Origin of the sequence: Candidatus Cardinium hertigii (assembly GCF_003176915.1) — a bacterium.
In the GTDB taxonomy this organism is placed as follows: domain Bacteria; phylum Bacteroidota; class Bacteroidia; order Cytophagales; family Amoebophilaceae; genus Cardinium; species Cardinium hertigii_A.
Map to the genome: position 1 here is coordinate 780,742 of NZ_CP029619.1, position 16,273 is coordinate 797,014.

The window sequence follows — 16,273 nt, forward strand, 5'->3', positions numbered from 1 at the left end:
AAAAAATCATTTTTACATACATTTATTATATTCAACAATACTGCATAAGCTTTTCTTATACAAATGGCTGCTTAACTTTTTAATCTATAGCTTATGAGATTAATCCATCTTTACGTTATACCAAAAATTGAAAACAAATTTATTCTGATTCTGTTATTAAATGGATAAACCTATTCCTACTTTGCAAACGGCTAACGGCATCAACTTAAGAAAGTTACCATAACAAAATGAGACTTTGTAAATTTTGATACAATTTGATATAATATGATAAGTAATAGATTTTATCTAATTGTTACTAAAAGTCTTTTAAAGTATATATTACAGCTGGTAATCAATAAAATACATATATTAAAACTACTATTGTGCAAACGAATTTATGTTTATATAAACCTTATCATTTAACCTTAACAAACCTTTATTATATATATATATTTATTTTATAATAAAACTAAAACAAATAAGAAAGTTTTTATAAAAATTTATTAATGCAGATAATTTCTTTAATCTATATTGGTTGTAGAGTCGAGCAACGGTGCGCTAATCTTACCCCTGTTTCCATGCCCCTCCTTATTAAATGAAATATATAGATTTTCTGTACTACGCTTTCCTGATTACTTTCTTATCATCGCCTATGACCTATCTGTCATTTTTATATAACATATCTATTAAAAAATTATAAAATACACTAAATCAATAAAAATACAAATTTCATTATCATCAGTAAGCACGCAATCCAAACAAGACCTGGTTACACTAAAATATTTTCCACTAATAAACCACATTTTATTCCCTTATAAGCTAACTGGAAGGGGATAACATTGGTTAAATATTAATATGTACGTTTGTCCACAAGATTATTCCGAATGTATACTTAAGTTATTAAATAACTGTTTCCTTTTTTTCCCTTCTATGTTTACCGACAAGCATGTGTATTTTTAACTATAAAACACAGTAAAATACCTAAATAGCAGCTATTGTTGCGTGGCTTTTAATTCTTCTTTTCCACAAATTCACAGAATAACTAAGAATAATAAGATTCTAATTTAATTTCATTAAACTAAACCTGTTAATATTAGGTAAGATTTTAAGGTATGGATAAATTAGAAAAGGAAAAATTAGGTATGGTTTGTCATGGTGGATGATTTTTTATCTAAAGAAATAACGCTTCTTGAAGGTATTGGGTTAGATAAGGCTCAACTATTAAAAGAGGAGTTGGGGATCCATACTTTCAAAGATCTTTTAGAGTATTATCCTTTTCGTTATGAGGACAAAAAGACTTTATTTACTGTTTCGACAATAGCATCAGCTCCTGCTTCTACAGGTATACCATTGCAGGGTTATATTAGAAATGTACAAAAGATAGGAAGGGGAAAAAAAAGATTAACAGCTTGTTTTCAGGATAGTACTGGACAATTAGAGCTTGTATGGTTTCAAAATTTTTCTTGGATTATAAAAAAAATAAAGCCAAATATATTGTACCGTGTCTGGGGAAAGCCTTCTTTTTTACCTTCTGGTCTAATTCAACTTATTCACCCGGAAATTTCATTAGCTACCGATAACCCATTTGATTGCTTATCTCCTGTGTATCATACTACAGAAAAGCTAAAAAAAAAACAGCTGGGCACGATAGGTATTGCTGACTTACAAAAAAAAATATTAAGTCAATTGGGTGATTCTGTAGTGGAAACATTGCCGTTCAATCTAATAAACCAATATCAGTTAATATCTCTAAAACTAGCACTTAAGCATATTCATTTTCCTAGCAATCAGCAAATTTTATGGCAAGCACAAAGAAGGCTTAAATTTGAAGAACTGTTTTACATTCAGCTTAAATTACTTAAAATAAAACAGGTCCGTGTAGAAAAGCAAAACAGCAGATCGTTTGGTGATTTATCTTTATTTCATAATTTCTACAACAATTACCTTTCTTTTAATCTAACAAGTGATCAAAAAAAAGTTATACGGGATATTTACCGTGATTTATGTTCTGGTAAGCAGATGAACAGGCTCCTACAAGGCGATGTGGGGAGTGGAAAAACAATTGTTGCTTTCTTAGCTTCACTAGTAGTTGTTAATAATCAAGCTCAAGTAGCTATTATGGCTCCTACTGAAGTTTTGGCAAAGCAACACTATAAACGTTTTTACGTTTATGCAAAACAGCTAGATTTACCTGTTGCATTGCTCACAGGAAGTACTAAAAAAAAAGAAAGAGAGCACATTATATATCAACTTAAGGTGGGTTTGTTACCTATTATAGTAGGTACACATGCTTTGCTTAGCAATGATGTTTTGTTTAAGGAATTGGGTTTTTTTATAATAGATGAGCAGCATCGTTTTGGAGTGGCACAACGTGCTGGGCTTTTAGCTAAAAATCAAGTTTATGCACCACATATACTTATTATGACTGCTACACCTATTCCAAGGACACTAGCTATGAGTTTTTATGGAGACTTAGCTATTTCTACGATCTATACCTTACCAGAGGGCCGAAGACCTATAAAAACGCAACATTATTACGAGCATCTCCGGTTAAAAGTTTTTAAATTTTTGAAGGAACAGTTGGTGTCTGGTAGACAAGTGTATATAGTTTATCCGCTTATTGAAGCGTCTGCCACATTAGATTACCATAACCTATTGACGGGTTATGAAAACATTGTTAGCGCTTTCCCGGATATTTCTGTAGGTATGGTACATGGTAAGATGGATAGTACATCTAGAGAAGTAGAAATGGACCGTTTTGAGCGGAACGAAACAGCCATTTTAGTAACTACTACTGTCATAGAGGTAGGGGTACATATACCTAATGCTACGGTAATGGTTGTAGAAAATGCAGATCGTTTTGGGTTAGCACAGCTACATCAATTGCGCGGAAGAGTAGGACGTGGTGATATGCAGGGTTATTGTATTTTAATGACAAATTATAATTTAACCAAAATAGGAAAAGCTCGCATAGATACCATGGTAAAAACCAGTAATGGTTTTGAAATAGCAGAATTAGATCTAAAGCTCCGTGGCCCAGGAGATTTGATGGGATTGCAACAAAGTGGAGATTTAAACTTAAAAATAGCTGATCTAACAAAAGATACAAGTATATTAGAAGCAGCACGCCAGTCAGCTAAAAAAATTATAAAAGAGGATTCCAATTTTCATAATCCAGATAACCTACCCATATATCGAGCATATAATAGATTAATGGCTCTATCTGGAAGCTGGAGTATGATAGGATAAATAGAATATTCGCTCTAATTTACTCCATTATACTTTCACTAATTTGGGTAGTGTAAATTTTCCTACTGTTATTGGAACATTGGATAAATCCATGTTTTTAACTATATAAAGGGAAAAACCCTTCAGGTACACAGCCGAGGATACTATTATAGGAAAACAATATCCAGCGTATTAGGTATGGTTTCCTGAAAAAGCTTAAGAATTTTATTTTTATGGAACCGTAGTTCATGGCGTAAAGCAGCGGAATTTATTTTTAGGAATACCTTGTTATGGTGGAGATAGATTTTTTCTGTTCTGTCATGAATGCTTGTAGGCATGCTTGTGTGCCATATGGCGCGAACTTTAGCAGTGGCTAGCTGCTTTTGGAAAGGGGAAGTTTCCAAAAATTTGTGCGTTAACTCTTTTAAACTAAATAGGTGATCCATTGCTTTTATTATATTGTTTTGCCTTGGACGTAAAATAGATTGTTCCCCCAATAGATTGTCCCCTGCTGTCATCTAATACATATATCCAATATATTATTCTTTCTGTGCTGCTTAAGTTAATAAAAATTAAACAGGCAAACGACTGCTCGTTTAGCTAAATTACGGAACAAAAAACAAAGATAATTATTAGAAAAATATTTTTACTATCTTAGGAAAAGATAAGATCTAGGTCTGTTTTTAGGAAACATTTTTTATTATGTTTTGATACAGAGGGGGTATTCTATTATCACATTGTATGCTTAGATTAAAGGAGAGAGACAATTATATATAAAGAAATTATGGAAGGGGTAGTGTGCCTTTTTATAGTTTGTAAGTATATTCTATAGCTAATAAGTGTACAATGCTATAACAGTTGAGTTAAGCTATAATTTTATAGTTTGCCTATGGATGCGATTATAGGTAATGGTTCAGTAGAAGCAATACATGGTACGGCTTCTATAAGAACCTATTACAAAGGTAGATTGGCTTTTCATATATTATGTATATACCTAAAGCCTTGTAATTCTACAATAGGTAAAGCATGTAGTAAGATAGATAAAGATCGCAATAGGGAAATAGCAATAGGAAAAGGGTTTCTATTTTTTAATTAGGTATTAAGTTTAGCCCAATAGGATAGCTGTAGTCAAGATGTCAACAATAATTAAGAGCGTATAATGTATACAAAAACACCCCAAGCTGCTGGTGGTATTCTTGTGCAGAGCGCAGCGGATAGTTGGAATTATTTAGCGCTCTTACAAAAAAGAATGGATGGTAACATGGAATGGTTGGCACCCAAAGGGCATATGGAAACAGGGGAAAATCCCTTGGAAACGGCTAGAAGGGAAATAGCAGAAGAAACAGGTTTAAAAAGTATAAATCTAATTGATTTTGTTTATAAGCAAATGTATTCTTTTGAGCAAAACGATTGTCTTTATAACAAAACAGTATATTGGTATCTTTTTGAGGTTGAACATCCAGATGAACTCGTTTTGAGTAAAGAAGAAGGATTTGTAATGCATAAATGGGTTTCCTACAAAGAAGCCTTGGAACTGTTTTCCTATAGGTCTTTTAACCAAATTATCCAGTTGACAGAAGCGTTATTAAATAAGTAACTAATGGTTACCCCTGTTTATATTTGTACAAACATTTCTATAGCTAACTTAGAATAAGTATATAAATAAAATTAGTAGCATGGTACATAAAAGTTTACATAACCGAAAATACACCAATTTATACGCTATAGGATTAAGCATTTTTTTATTTATGCTTACTTTGTGCCTTAATCTTTGCAAAACGATAGTTTGTTGTTCTCTACTATTTACGTTTTTAGCTTTTACCATAAATGGGATAACAATCGTGCAGGGCAGTAAAAAAGCATTTAGTATCACGTTACTATGTATTGGCATAAGTTTTACCTTATTGTATAGCAAGCCTTATTGCATTCATGGAAAGCCTATTGATGGAATAGTATTGGCTTCCTATTTATCTTTATGGTTAGCTTCTTTAGTAGGTGTAAAAGCCTTCTTAAAATTAAGGCCTTATTACAGTTTTCCTGTAAGCAATGGAATAAGTTTAGGAATATATGCGTTGGTTGATGGTTTAGCTATGTCCGTATTCTTTACAGCTAAGTTTCCTATAAGTCGCGTTTTGCTTATTGCTTACAAAGAAATACAATACAAGTCTATTTTCTCGTTTTTTCTTTGTTTTACATTGTTTATGATATGGTATTATAAAACTTTCCTTGAAAGAAGGTTTCTTATGTTATCTGGTTTCATTAGGAAGGCTTTTTTCTTAAAGAAAGCACACAAGCTAATAAAAGGGCTATTGTAAAGAGCTAGGTCCAGTCTCTCCCTCTTGCAAAAGAGTCCCCTTGTTCAGATTAGTAAGCTTAAAAAGAAGGCAGTGTACCATGCCCCGCCTTTGAATGTGTGGAAAAAGAGAAGTCCTTTCTTGCGCACTACTTCAGCCAAAGCATTAAAAAAGATGAGTATACCTATCCGTAATGTAAAAAAACAAGCCAAGTATCGCGCCGCTACAACCATTTTACCTTTGCTTCTTTCCAGACCTGGTGGATTCAATGGGAGCTAGCCGTACTGGCTTGTCAGGAGCAAGTTAATATATTTTGTTACACTTAGCAAATGGTTTGTGTATAAAGTAAGGAAAGGCATAAGCAAGGGGAGGGACTATTTGTTGGAGAATGAAACTGTTCTAAATGAGGATAATAAGATTTAAAATTTCTAAATCCAATTACATGAAAGGTAATGCGTATGGTCATTATTTCACTTAATGTCAGCGAACAAGTTCTAGTGTATTTTTTTTAGAATTGGTTAACAGTTGTTTTTTTATATAAGACATAAACTTTATAAAAAATTCATCCACAGCATATTATATTTCAACTAATTTTTTACATTCTTAATTAGCTCTTTTGATAATTTGGTTGCTGTTTCCATCTCCAAATTTAAAACACAAAAGAGCTTTTTAACTCATTTTTTATTTTCTAATCTAAAATTGACGTTAGGAGGGTAGGATACCCTAGAGAAATGATCTAATAGTTATTTTACATGCTTATAATCAGTGTTTATTCTATTAAATTAAATAGAGTCTATAGATAAACAGCGGTGGTAGTCACTTAGTTATTTTTAAAAGCCAAGCAATTAACATCCAAATTAAACTTAGCAAAAGGCAAGTTGTAATAGGAAAGTAGAAAGTAAAAGAGGGCCTTTTAAAGAGGATATCACCTGGTAGCTGTCCTATTTTAATATGGGATAGAAAAGGCCAAACAAAACCAATGACCATAATAAAGCAACCTAGATATATAATTATTTTTTGCATAAGTTATAATTTAATTATTGAAAAATTAATAATATTGGGTAATTTTATTTATACATTATGCCAGTATCTGTAGCTGCTCAGGCCTATCGCTTAGGTAGTAGCCGTGTAAAGTTACGCTTGGAGTTACTTTTTCAAATAGCTTGAATATTTTTATTACTGATATGCATGTTGTCCTAAATCATTGAATACAAATCTTTAATTCCGGTATATAGTTAATTATAAATTAAGGTAAAGGTACCAAAAAGTGATACGAAATAAAGCAATAGGCATTAAAAGCTTAGGATTGATTAGCTATGAAACAGCATACCGCATTCAGGAGTTATATTATAAAAACATTCTTGAGAAGAAAAAAAATGGTTTTGCCAACTATTCGGGGCAGTGTTCTCCTAATTATTTGCTATTCTGTGAGCACCCTCCTACTTACACCATTGGAAGCAGTGGTTCTACAGAACAGCTGTTGGTAGACACCGTTGTATTAAAAAAGCAATCTATTGCTTTATACCAAACCAATAGGGGAGGAGGTATTACTTACCATGGGCCAGGTCAATTAATTGCCTATTTTATTATTGATCTAGAAAATTTTTTTACAAGTATAGATCGTTATCTCCGCTTATTAGAGGAGGCAGTCATAGAAACACTTGCTTATTTTCATATTATAGCTACACAATTACCTGGGCTAACAGGCGTATGGATAAAAGCAGCGAACACCCAACCACATCTTGACAGCAAGATTTGTTCCATTGGCATTAGAGTAAGCCGATGGATAACAATGCATGGGCTTGCTTTAAACGTAAACAATGATTTAGAGCCTTTTAAGCAAATCATACCTTGTGGTATTTCAACTAAAAAAGTAACTTCTATACAACAAGAAATACAAAGAACTACCTGTATAAAAAGGGTAACTGCTGTTTTAGAAAAAATTATTTTGGAGAAATTTTATTATAGCTAGTTGTATATCAAACATTTTTATTATAGCTTATAGTAAGAAATAACAATTTGTATATTTTATGCTACTAGTAGCATTTTAGTGTTTGACAAATAAAAGTAGGTTAAACAATCGAAAATAGAATATCGAATATACAGTTCGAACGTTCTTTTATATGTTAATGTATTGTACTTTTTTTTAGATGTGCCATAGAGGTAAGATTATTGAAAGTGTGGTAAGAAGGAGTGGAATTTCCATTTCAGTGTTAGCTGCTAAAATGGGCATTAGTAGGAATACGCTCTATAACAGATTTAAGGAGAAGAATTTAAGTTACGATTTTATCCTAGCTTTAGGTGCGGTTGTGCATTATAATTTTGCAGTAGAATTTCCTGAGATGCGTGTAGATAGCTCATCGTTAGATGATATACGTGCAGAATTATGGAGGGTTGAAAGGAAATACAAAAATCTGTTAGAGAAATACAATCACTTATTAAAATTTTTGCTCAAAAAATCGCAAGATACCGACCAGCATGCTTTGCATAAAAAAATTAAGGATTTCATTAATTCTTCTTCCTTTTAAAGGGTTATGCGCATGATCTCTGCTGTAAGAGCTAAAAAATCATTGGGGCAGCATTTCTTAAAGGATCCTGCTGTAGCACAGCGCATTGTCAATTTGTTGACTGCTGAAAGGTGCCAGCATACTGTCCTAGAGGTAGGTCCAGGTACCGGTAGTTTAACAGATTTCCTATTACAAAAGGCTATTGCTAAACTCTACCTTATAGAAATAGATCAAGATCTTATTTTTCATTTAAAGGAGAAATATGTTTCCCTAAATAATGAGATCATAGCAGCAGATTTTTTGGCCTATTCCTTATCAGAACAATTTAAGGATACGCGCTTAACCATTATTGGAAACTTTCCTTACTATATTTCTTCTCAAATTTTTTTTAAGATACTACATAATCGTCAGATAGTAGAGGAAGTAGTAGGAATGGTACAGAAGGAAGTCGCAGAACGTTTGGTTGCACAAGCTGGGAACAAGCGTTATGGAATCCTTAGTGTTTTGTTGCAGGCATTCTATACCCTCGAATACTGTTTTACAGTTCCTAGAGAGGCTTTTTTTCCCTCTCCTAGGGTGGACTCTGCTGTGATTACCATGCACCGTAATAAGGTAAGCGAACTGGCTTGCAATGAACAATCTTTTTTTCAAATAGTAAAAAGTGCTTTTCAACAACGCCGGAAAAAATTGCGTAATGCATTGCATGCCTACCATCCCAATCGCTTACATGCTGCACAGATGTTTCTAGATAAACGGGCAGAAGCGCTAAGTGTGGCTGAATTTATTCAATTAACCAATATATTAGATTCTCAATAGGCCATGTTCAAAGCTATTGCATAATAGAAATCGTTCCCTTTCTTCAAAAGGGCTTCGTTTCCTATCTTTTTACCTACCCTCTGTGCAACCCAATGTAACAGGTATGGGAAGAGATGAAGAAGGTAAATTTTATTTCGTTGTGCTTTCTTGTTAAGGAGGTTATCGAAAAGTATGGGTTGTTCTTGTACGGTATAGTGGGAAAAGGAAATTTGGATAGTTTGTTTTTATAATGGTATCTTTCCTACAAAAGGGTGCGGTATACAGAGGTGTAGGCCGTATACCATACGCAATAGGTTAAATTTTAATGCTTATTATCTTAGGCAGATAAGCAATTATGGTTTCCACTTTAGAAGAAAAGCACTATCGATTAGCGCTCTCTCTGGTTTCAGGCATAGGCAGTAGCCGATTAAAAAAATTGGTAGACCATTTTGGAACTGCTCAAGCGGTATGGAAGGCTGCTTACCATAGCCATTCGGTCATATCTCCTAACATAGCCAGGCAGATTGCAATGGAAGCAAATAATAAACTTTCTCAAGCAAAAGAAATATGCCAACTGCACGAAGCAGAAAATATTCAATTGCTTATTCCAGGAACCTTACTTTTTCCTAAGCGGTTGCTTGAATTACCAGATTGTCCTGCTTTGCTTTACTATCAAGGTAATACACTACTCAATAACAAGCGGATAATTAGCATAGTTGGCACAAGGCAGCTCTCTCTTTACGGACAAAGGATGATCGTTAAATTTTTAGAACAATTGCATCCGTATCAACCTTTGGTAGTGAGTGGGCTTGCCTATGGTACAGACATAAAAGTACATAAAGAAGCTTTAGCAATGGGGTTGCCCACAATAGCTGTGTTACCCAGTAGTTTAGACAATATCTATCCTGTTTCGCATAGGCAAATAGCTAAAAAAATAGTGGCATGTAATGGTGGACTGCTAACAGAATATTCTATGGGCAGCGGTATAAGGAATTACTTTTTTGTAGCACGCAATAGAATTGTCGCGGGGTTGTCAGATGTGACCGTAGTGATTGAGGCAAAAGAAAAAAGTGGTGCATTGCTTACGGCTTATTATGCCAATAGCTACCATCGGGAGGTGTTTGCCCTTCCAGGCAATGTTGACAATGCTACGGTTGCAGGATGCCATCAATTGATCAAGCGAAACCAAGCACATCTGTTGACACATATGGATGATTTGGCGTATATCATGAATTGGAATGTTGAAGCTGTACCCAAAAGGGATAGGTATGCAACGTACGCATTAACCCCTGCGGAAAAACTTATTCTAGCACAATATCAACAAACCTCTGACCCTATAGCAATAGATGTCCTTCTAACCGCTACAGCATTGCCGCTGGGAGAATTGCATATAGCCCTATTATCTCTCGAGTTACAAGGATTGCTACATGCTTTGCCGGGTAAGCGCTTTACGGTAGCTCGTCCATTAAATTGACTAGAAGGTATAGCCCACTTTGTTACATTAAGCTAAAATTTAATTAAATTTAGCCTTGATATTATTATTTCATCATTTAGGTGGTAAAGTTAAAAAGCAGTGTTTAATCAGTAGGGGTCTGCCTTAATTTCTATACGGTTATGTTTAAAGTTGTTACGTTATATAAGTTTATTTCCTTAACCAATCTTACTATTTTACAGCAACAGTTACAAACCATATGTCGGTCCCTAACGGGGACACTGCTCATTGCTCCGGAAGGCATTAATGGTACGATTGCTGGCCTGCCAACTGCATTAGAGCAGGCAATGGCACAAATACAAACTATACCATTCTTTCAAGATCTCTTTTATCAATATTCTGAAGCAACGGTTAAACCATTTTGTCGTTTAAAAGTTAGGATCAAGAAAGAAATTATCACTATGACCAAAGCCGCAGCTGCACAGCCCATGCAGTTACGGGGATGTCATGTCTCAGCCAAAGATTGGAATGCCCTATTAGATGAAGCAGCGCTTATAGTTGACGTGCGCAATCATTACGAACATCGAATAGGTAGTTTTACAGCTGCTTTAAATCCCAATACTACCTATTTTAGTGAATTTCCAGCCTTTGTGGACCGGCATTTAACAGCATATAAGCAGAAACCCATTGCCCTTTTTTGTACAGGAGGTATTCGATGTGAAAAAGCTTCTGCTTATATGTGTATGGTTGGTTTTCAGGAAGTTTATCAATTGAGCGGTGGTATTTTACAATACATAGCCCATATTCCAGAAAGTGAAACAAAGTGGGAAGGGGCGTGCTTTGTATTTGATAGAAGGGTAGCGTTGAAGCAGGGGTTAGCAGAGAGTGATACGCTTCTTTGTTATGGTTGCCGGATGCCTTTAGCGGCAGCTGATTTAGATGAGCAGTATCAGCCTGGAAAGCAATGTAAATATTGCTCAAACAAAGCTACTGCCTAATGCCTGGCAGGGTAAATCAATCTTATATAAAACAACGCTGTAATGAGAGCTTATTTGTTTCCTGGTCAGGGTAGCCAGCATGTAGGAATGGGGAAAGCATTGTACGATTATAGTAGCCGAGCACGTCGTATGTTTGACAAAGCCGATCAGCTTTTAGATTTAGAACTTAGCCAACTCATGCTAGAAGGTTCTGCTCAAGATTTACAAAAAACTACCATTGCCCAGCCAGCTATTTTTGTCCATTCTATTGTTACGGTTTCTGTAATGGATTCTTTTCATCCAGCAGCAGTTGCTGGTCATTCTTTGGGGGAAATAGCTGCTTTAGTAGCCAGTCGTGTGCTCACTTTTGAAGACGGCTTGCGGTTGGTAATGGTGCGCGCTGAGGCTATGCAAAAAGCTTGTCAGCTTGAACCTGGTAAAATGGTTGCAGTATTGGGCTTAACAGATAAGATAGTGGAAGAAATCTGTGCAGCTGTTACGCAAGAGGTAGTTGTGCCTGCTAATTATAATTGCCCTGGTCAAATAATTATTTCTGGTAATGAGTCAGGTATAAACCTAGTGATGGCTAGCCTGAAAGAGGCAGGAGGGAAGCTTATACCGTTACAAGTAGGAGGAGGATTCCATTCCCCTCTTATGCAAAGTGCCCAACAAGCGCTTGCCTCTATGCTTTCATCTGTAGATTTCTCTAAAGGGATTTGCCCCATTTATCAAAATGCTACAGGGCTACCTGTTACCGATCCTGAAAAGATTAAGCAACATTTGTTGCAGCAGCTTACGGCACCTGTTTATTGGACTGCTACCATTCAGCAGATGGTAAAAGATGGAATGACGGTTTTTGTTGAATGTGGACCAGGCAATGTATTACAGGGATTGGTTCGTAAAATAGCCCCTTCCATGGCTGTTTTGCATAGTATGCCCAATGCTGTCTAGCCTTTTAGGTAAACATGCCTCCATCTACCTGTATTATTTGACCTGTAAGGTAACTTGAAGCGTCAGAAGCTAAAAAGAGCGCACAATTGGCTACCTCTTCTGGAAGACCTAATCGATTAAGTGGAATTTTGGATTTGTATATTTCTATTTGACTTTCTGTAAGATGTTCTGTCATAGCCGTTTGAATGAAGCCAGGCGCTATAGCATTGGCCCGTATATTTCGGCTCCCTAGTTCTAAAGCGAGGGATTTGGTCAAGCCAATTATGCCTGCCTTGGCGGCAGCATAATTGGCTTGACCAGCATTGCCATGTATACCTACTACGGAAGAAATGTTGATAATAGATCCACTGCGCTGTTTGAGAAAAGTTTTTGTTGTAGCCTTAACCGTATTAAAGATAGATTTAAGGTTAACATTTAATACCGTATCCCAATCTGTCTCTGTCATACGTAACAATAAGTTATCTCTTGTTATGCCTGCATTGTTGATTAATACATCTAGTCCACCAAATGTTTCTATAATACTATCTACTATTTGGGTAGTAGTAGCAAAATCAGAAACATCCAAATGAAACCCCTTGCTTTTTACGCCAAATGAACGTAATTTTTGCTCCAATTCTTCTACTTCTGCTGATCTTGAGCGAAAATAGGTAAAAGCAATCTGTCCACCTGCTTCTGCTAATTTAAGTGCAATAGACTTACCTATACCCCTAGTACCGCCTGTGATAAGTATAATTTTACCGTTTAAATGCATGAAGTCAAAAGTTTAAAAAAGTTATGTGCATCTTGATATAGATCTAATTTTTATGGTAACCAAATTATAATACTTTATTAGCATAGTGCTGTAATTTCTTTACTAAGGGATTTAACCCCATTTGTTTGGCTAATGGGACATAAAAATTTTTAATTAAATGGGCTTTCTTTTTTTGCTTTTCAATATTATGCCCATGAATCGTTTGCGCATTGTGCAATGCGTCTGCTAACATAACCAAAAGTGCAGAACGGTATGCGTGGTTGGGTGTATTAAGTAAAGAGTGAATATAAGATAGATAATCATTTTCATCAGTGGTTAATAGTTTTTTATGTATAAAATATGCTTCAGATATAATATGCGAAATAGCTTCTCCAACTAGAGTAGTCAGACCAGCTTCTGTAAGGGGTGTATTTTGTACCACATCGTGCAGGAGCCCTGCCATAATAATATTTTGATCTTTTGTTAAATCTGAAAGTATAGCAGCAACTGATACGGGGTGTAAGTAGAAAGGTTCTCCAGTTTCTCTTTTTTGTGTAGCATAATATGTTTTAATCAGTTGAAGCGCCGACATGATTTCCTGAATATTGATTTTTGGATAAGTGCGTAATTTTTTGACAAAGACCGCTTCTTCATCCTTGTTTATAGGACTTAATCGCTGCGTATAGACCACAGGAGAAAAAGTAGCAAATGCTTTTGTAATGTCTTGTATGTTGACAGGGAGGACGAATAGATGCATCACTTCCCTATTTGAATAGGTTGTTTCGCAATAACCATAATGTGTATTTATAATACATTGGTTCTCATAATCTATTTTATCTTTTTCTTTGTTTAATATCTGTATATCTGCCATTTCAATCACTTTATAGAGAGGAAGTATAGTGGGCTGTTGGGTATACGTAGTGATGCTGAAGCTTATCGCATCTATTTTTTGTCTTTTACCCTGCAAAAGAGTTAATTGATAAGCTAATTGTGTGTCGTTTATATAGATAAAAATATCTTTTTTTTCTTCTAGATGGAGAGATTTGTATAGTATGCAAGAGTGTATACTGTTGGTTATTAATTGTTTTATACGTTCTATATCGCAATGTATGTAAAGGTGCTCTGTATTGAGTAAGACATAAGGTATATTGTATATATTGTTAATTTTAACTTTATCAAAACATCCTTCTAATAGTTTATCTGTACTGATCCAATTGGTGGTAAGGTAGAAGTTATGCTTTAAGTGGGTAAATACGCTGTTAAAATAGTTATTTAGCTTGAGCGCTTGCTGTTTAATGGTGTGGATAGCGTCTGTTTCTTGTGATTTAATTAAATGCACAAGCCGCTGATGTAGCTCTGTTAGGACGTAACTACTTTCATAGGCCAATGCCTCTATATGTTGTTTGCTAAAGAATTGCCGTGTATTTTGTATTTCTTGTATATTGCTTAGCTCTTGTATAGTGGCAATCAACTTATATAAGCGTTTCTTATAGTAAAACAAGGTGCCAATTAAAACAGATAGAATCAGTAGGATAAACATGAACTTGCTATTCTGATTCCAGAAACATTCTATGTTTATTGTAGGATCCTTCACATAAGAAGATAATAGCCAGGAAAAAAATGGTAGCGTAATGATACAGCTTATAATAATTATTGGGAAAGATGTAATAAGAATAGATAAATAGAAGTTGAGCATCAGAGTAACTACAGATATGTAATTAAATCCACTCATTATCAACATTTTGGCTCCTACTATAAAAAGAAAATAGCCATTGCTTAATGGCCATAGAATGGTAGCTATATTTTTTAAATAAGGATTAGGTGGTGTAGATACATAGAATAAAAAGAAAGTAGCTACAAAAAGACTAGGAAAAAAAACTAAAATTTCTAAATCATTATCCCATATAGATGATATAGAATTAGAGTTAAAAGGAAGGGTATAGAAAAAACCATACCCTGTAATAATGATATAAAAACTAAAAAATAAATAAGGTAGATTATCTTTTGGTAGCTGTTTTTGAAGCTGTTCCCAATAGCTACATTTCATCAATTGACGTAAAATGGAGATAGCTTTTTGTTTCCAAGATGCTAGTATATGCGTAGTTCCCTGTAGGGTTAATATTTTTCTACAGTATTCCGAGCTAGTTTGTTGCTTGTATCGTTGAAAATAAACTTGAGCAATAGTAAGTACAATCAGATGTATAAGTATGGAAATACCTGTTATTTTTATTACATTAGTAAGCAAATCTCCTGTAGACCGTAGCGACCATTGGAATACAATGGTCGCTACGGTAGTTCCTAGTATACCCGTTATAATAGCATAGGGGTGTAAGCATATCCCTATTAACGAGATACACAAAGGAATGTTAACAGTCGTTCTAAATAAATAGATCACAATAAGCCAAATATGCATTGTACCATAGTAGGTAAATAATGCAGCGACCATTCCTGTTAGCATAGTATAGGGGCTAAAATGCATTACTGTTTGCTTATCCTTACTACCTAGGTAAATCTTTAGATCGTTTACAAGTAAAACAGCGGATGAATGTAAATAAGCGCTTGCCTTATTAGCAAGTAGGAATATAACAGTTATGGGAAATAGCTCCTTTAGCCCTGGGTAGGCGGATAAAAAATTCTTTAAGTTAGGATCGAATAATGTTATTTTATTTGCTCTAAACAAGAGAAAAACAAATGATAAAAATAAATTAATACCTAATAGGAACCAGCCTGCTGCATTGTAAGAACGTTTGACTTGAGCAGCATTTTCAGCAATTAAAATACGCTGCATTTGGGGAGGTGATAAATTAGGCAATGAGAAAATGGTAAGGAACCCGATGAGGAGACCGATGTAGGACCAATGAGAGACAGGTAAGGTAGAAGTTTTGGTTAGCGTATTCCATATTGTTTGAAAGGCTTTGGTAGGGGATTTTAGGTCGTTACCATATTGACCGATCAGTTTTTTCCATAAAACTAAAACTATTACTGGTAATAGTAAGGTAAGCATGACACAACGAATCATTTCTCGTAGTGTAGATACTTTTTGTATTCTACCACATTCGCTGTTAAATAGTATGAAGATCAGTGCTATGAAGAGACTGTAGAATTCTGAAATCTCATAAAAAACGTTAATAAATTTGGTGAGTGCGCTAAGTAGACAGGAAACAAATGCTACATTATGAAGCAGCCCAATTATAGCTACCGTTTTACGAATGGTTTTACTATATAATTTACCCATTATTTCGGCTACTGAATGCTGCTTCAAAATAAGTTGAAACCGGGAGGATAGCACATTACTTATCAGGAAATAGCTAATGGGAAGACTTATCATATAAGTTAACATAACCCATTCATTATTCGTATAATAAAAACCACGAACCCCA

The 16,273-nt window shown here is 34.8% G+C and carries 14 protein-coding genes and 1 pseudogene; 10 read left to right on the plus strand and 5 right to left on the minus strand.

What is annotated here, in order from left to right:
• Nucleotides 1-1,131 precede the first annotated feature (1,131 nt).
• A complete protein-coding gene (gene recG / locus DK880_RS03190) occupies nucleotides 1,132-3,228 on the plus strand; it encodes an ATP-dependent DNA helicase RecG (RefSeq protein ID WP_109997370.1) in 2,097 nt (698 codons plus the stop codon).
• A gap of 146 nt (nucleotides 3,229-3,374) precedes the next feature.
• Here the strand turns inward: recG and DK880_RS03195 are convergent, their stop codons facing one another.
• Nucleotides 3,375-3,725 carry a DciA family protein gene (locus DK880_RS03195; protein WP_109997371.1) on the minus strand — a complete coding sequence of 117 codons (351 nt, stop codon included), beginning with the start codon at nucleotides 3,723-3,725 and terminating at the stop codon, nucleotides 3,375-3,377.
• Between the two features lie 371 nt (nucleotides 3,726-4,096).
• On the opposite strand from DK880_RS03195, the gene DK880_RS03200 reads away from it, so the two are divergent.
• Together DK880_RS03200 and DK880_RS03205 are read left to right on the plus strand one after the other, a co-directional pair.
• Nucleotides 4,097-4,303: a hypothetical protein gene (locus DK880_RS03200; protein WP_109997372.1), complete on the plus strand. Its 207-nt coding sequence runs from the start codon at nucleotides 4,097-4,099 to the stop codon at nucleotides 4,301-4,303.
• Nucleotides 4,304-4,366: 63 nt separating this feature from the next.
• Complete coding sequence (locus DK880_RS03205; protein ID WP_109997373.1) at nucleotides 4,367-4,804, plus strand: NUDIX domain-containing protein; 438 nt, start codon at nucleotides 4,367-4,369, stop codon at nucleotides 4,802-4,804.
• 1,082 nt (nucleotides 4,805-5,886) lie between these two features.
• On the opposite strand, the pseudogene DK880_RS03220 reads toward DK880_RS03205, so the two are convergent.
• Nucleotides 5,887-6,047 (minus strand): annotated as a pseudogene (locus DK880_RS03220) (IS982 family transposase); the annotation flags it as partial.
• 270 nt (nucleotides 6,048-6,317) lie between these two features.
• Nucleotides 6,318-6,524, minus strand: coding sequence for a DUF2905 domain-containing protein (locus DK880_RS05690; RefSeq protein WP_109997376.1), 207 nt, complete (start codon nucleotides 6,522-6,524; stop codon nucleotides 6,318-6,320).
• A gap of 244 nt (nucleotides 6,525-6,768) precedes the next feature.
• Between DK880_RS05690 and lipB the strand changes: the two genes are divergently transcribed.
• The 7 genes from lipB to fabD all read left to right on the plus strand — a co-directional run bounded on the left by lipB (nucleotide 6,769) and on the right by fabD (nucleotide 12,163).
• A complete protein-coding gene (lipB, locus tag DK880_RS03230) occupies nucleotides 6,769-7,473 on the plus strand; it encodes a lipoyl(octanoyl) transferase LipB (protein WP_109997377.1) in 705 nt (234 codons plus the stop codon).
• A gap of 178 nt (nucleotides 7,474-7,651) precedes the next feature.
• Nucleotides 7,652-8,029 carry a transcriptional regulator gene (locus DK880_RS03235; protein WP_109997378.1) on the plus strand — a complete coding sequence of 126 codons (378 nt, stop codon included), beginning with the start codon at nucleotides 7,652-7,654 and terminating at the stop codon, nucleotides 8,027-8,029.
• 6 nt (nucleotides 8,030-8,035) lie between these two features.
• Nucleotides 8,036-8,824, plus strand: coding sequence for a 16S rRNA (adenine(1518)-N(6)/adenine(1519)-N(6))-dimethyltransferase RsmA (rsmA, locus tag DK880_RS03240; RefSeq protein WP_320409223.1), 789 nt, complete (start codon nucleotides 8,036-8,038; stop codon nucleotides 8,822-8,824).
• 16 nt (nucleotides 8,825-8,840) lie between these two features.
• The gene (locus DK880_RS05230; RefSeq protein WP_162534151.1) at nucleotides 8,841-8,978 is read left to right on the plus strand and encodes a hypothetical protein; all 138 of its coding nucleotides are present in this window, start codon (nucleotides 8,841-8,843) and stop codon (nucleotides 8,976-8,978) included.
• Nucleotides 8,979-9,158: 180 nt separating this feature from the next.
• Nucleotides 9,159-10,277 (plus strand): DNA-processing protein DprA, encoded by a 1,119-nt coding sequence (gene dprA / locus DK880_RS03245; RefSeq protein WP_109997379.1) that lies wholly within the window; start codon nucleotides 9,159-9,161, stop codon nucleotides 10,275-10,277.
• Nucleotides 10,278-10,417: 140 nt separating this feature from the next.
• Entirely contained in the window at nucleotides 10,418-11,233 is an 816-nt protein-coding gene (gene trhO / locus DK880_RS03250; RefSeq protein WP_109997380.1) for an oxygen-dependent tRNA uridine(34) hydroxylase TrhO, read from the plus strand.
• A 42-nt stretch (nucleotides 11,234-11,275) separates the two neighbouring features.
• On the plus strand, nucleotides 11,276-12,163 hold the full coding sequence (fabD, locus tag DK880_RS03255; RefSeq protein WP_109997381.1) for an ACP S-malonyltransferase: 888 nt from the start codon (nucleotides 11,276-11,278) through the stop codon (nucleotides 12,161-12,163).
• Nucleotides 12,164-12,167: 4 nt separating this feature from the next.
• Here the strand turns inward: fabD and fabG are convergent, their stop codons facing one another.
• Both fabG and DK880_RS03265 read right to left on the minus strand, forming a co-directional pair.
• Nucleotides 12,168-12,914, minus strand: a complete 747-nt coding sequence (gene fabG / locus DK880_RS03260) for a 3-oxoacyl-[acyl-carrier-protein] reductase (RefSeq protein WP_109997382.1) — start codon at nucleotides 12,912-12,914, stop codon at nucleotides 12,168-12,170.
• A 64-nt stretch (nucleotides 12,915-12,978) separates the two neighbouring features.
• Nucleotides 12,979-16,233, minus strand: a complete 3,255-nt coding sequence (locus DK880_RS03265; RefSeq protein WP_204082248.1) for an HD domain-containing protein — start codon at nucleotides 16,231-16,233, stop codon at nucleotides 12,979-12,981.
• Nucleotides 16,234-16,273 lie beyond the last annotated feature (40 nt).